Raw genomic sequence first — 1572 nt, 5'->3', positions numbered from 1 at the left:
CCACGACATCGTTCTTTCGATCACCCACATGCGGCGGCCCAGCCGTTCGCTGGACTCGATGCCTTTGCGGGCGATCCGGACTCCGATGCGCTTGCCGTGTAACCATTTCCGCAGGTCCGGTCGATCGTAGGCTTTGTCCGCGTGGAGGCGCTGAGGCTTGAAGTACCGGCCGCGATGGGGGTCGTGTCTCGTTTGGTGACCCGCCACCATCGGCTTCAGACCTTCGCTGTCGTGGGTGTTGCCGGCCGAGACGCCGACGACCAGGGGCAGTCCGTTCGCGTCCGACAGGATGTGCATCTTGGAACCCGGCTTGCCCCGGTCCACGGGGCTCGGACCTGTGTGTTCGCCCCCTTTTTTAGCCCTGACGTGGGCGGTGTCGAGGACTACACGGGTCACCTCGACCAGGCCGGCGTCGTCGAGCCGGTGCAGCACAGCCTCGTGCAATCGGCCCCAGACGCCGGCTCTGGACCAGATCAGGAAGCGGCGGTGAGCGGTCGACTTCGATATGCCGAAGCAGGGCGGCAGAGCCCGCCAGGCACAACCGCTGACCAGCACGTAGATGATCGCCGCGAACAGCGTCTCATCAGGCGTGTCCTGTGTACCGCCGCCCTGTGGCCGCACCTTCGACGGCGGGATCAGCGGCTTCGCGATCTCCCACAGCCCATCCGGAACAATCCAACTCCACGTATCCCGCCCCATGCCCTGCCCAACGTCCGCCTCACCACGTAGGACACGGTCTTAGATGTCGTCTCATTTGGATTGTTCGATAGTCTGGCGTCGTGGGGATCGTTGAGCGTCTCGTGCCAGACGAGTTGTGGGAACTGTTCGAGCGGGTGGTGCCGCCGGCTCCATCTCGCCCGCAGGGCGGCGGCCGACGACGGTACGGAGACCGGGAGGTCCTGGCTGCGATCGTCTTCGTGGCCACGTCGGGCTGCACGTGGCGGCAGTTGCCTCCGTCGTTCGGACCTTCAGGGCCGACAGCCCACCGGCGGTTCACCGAGTGGACCAAGGCCCGGGTCTGGGCCAAGCTCCACCGTCTGGTCCTGGATGAGCTGGGCAGGCGCGGTGACCTGGACTGGAGCCGGTGCGCGATCGATTCGGTGAACATGCGCGCGATGAAAGGGGGGAGCTGACAGGTCCGAATCCTGTCGACCGGGGCAAGAAAGGCTCAAAGATCCACTTGATCACCGAGCGGACCGGTCTGCCCCTCTCCATCGGCGTCTCCGGCGCCAACCTTCACGACAGCCAGGCCCTCGAACCCCTCGTCCGCGGCATCCCGCCGATCCGCTCCCGCCGCGGACCCCGCCGGCGCCGCCCCGCCAAACTGCACGCGGACAAGGGCTACGACTACGACCACCTGCGCCGATGGTTACGCCAGCGCGGCATCACCCACCGCATCGCCCGCAAGGGCATCGAGTCCTCCAAGCGGCTGGGCCGCCACCGCTGGACCATCGAACGCACCATGGCCTGGCTCGCCGGCTGTCGCCGACTCCACCGCCGCTACGAGCGCAAAGCCGACCACTTCCTGGCATTCACTGCCATCGCCTGCACCCTCATCTGCTACCGCAGACT

General features: G+C 66.6%; 2 protein-coding genes. One reads left to right on the top strand and one right to left on the bottom strand.

What is annotated here, in order from left to right; translation table 11 throughout:
• The coding region (locus STRIP9103_RS01995; RefSeq protein WP_048819531.1) for an IS5 family transposase at positions 1-699 on the bottom strand (699 nt) is incomplete at its 3' end.
• 86 nt (positions 700-785) lie between these two features.
• On the opposite strand from STRIP9103_RS01995, the gene STRIP9103_RS48200 reads away from it, so the two are divergent.
• Positions 786-1572 (top strand): IS5 family transposase gene (locus STRIP9103_RS48200; protein ID WP_234022085.1). Its coding sequence is split into 2 segments (ribosomal slippage), with 788 coding nucleotides annotated over them: positions 786-1119 and positions 1119-1572; the frame shifts between segments, so codons are not numbered across the junction. This gene is flagged as partial in the annotation.

The organism is Streptomyces ipomoeae 91-03 (genome assembly GCF_000317595.1).
Classification (GTDB): domain Bacteria; phylum Actinomycetota; class Actinomycetes; order Streptomycetales; family Streptomycetaceae; genus Streptomyces; species Streptomyces ipomoeae.
Note: the sequence above shows the minus strand (reverse complement) of the source record. Positions and strands in the feature narration are given on the sequence as shown.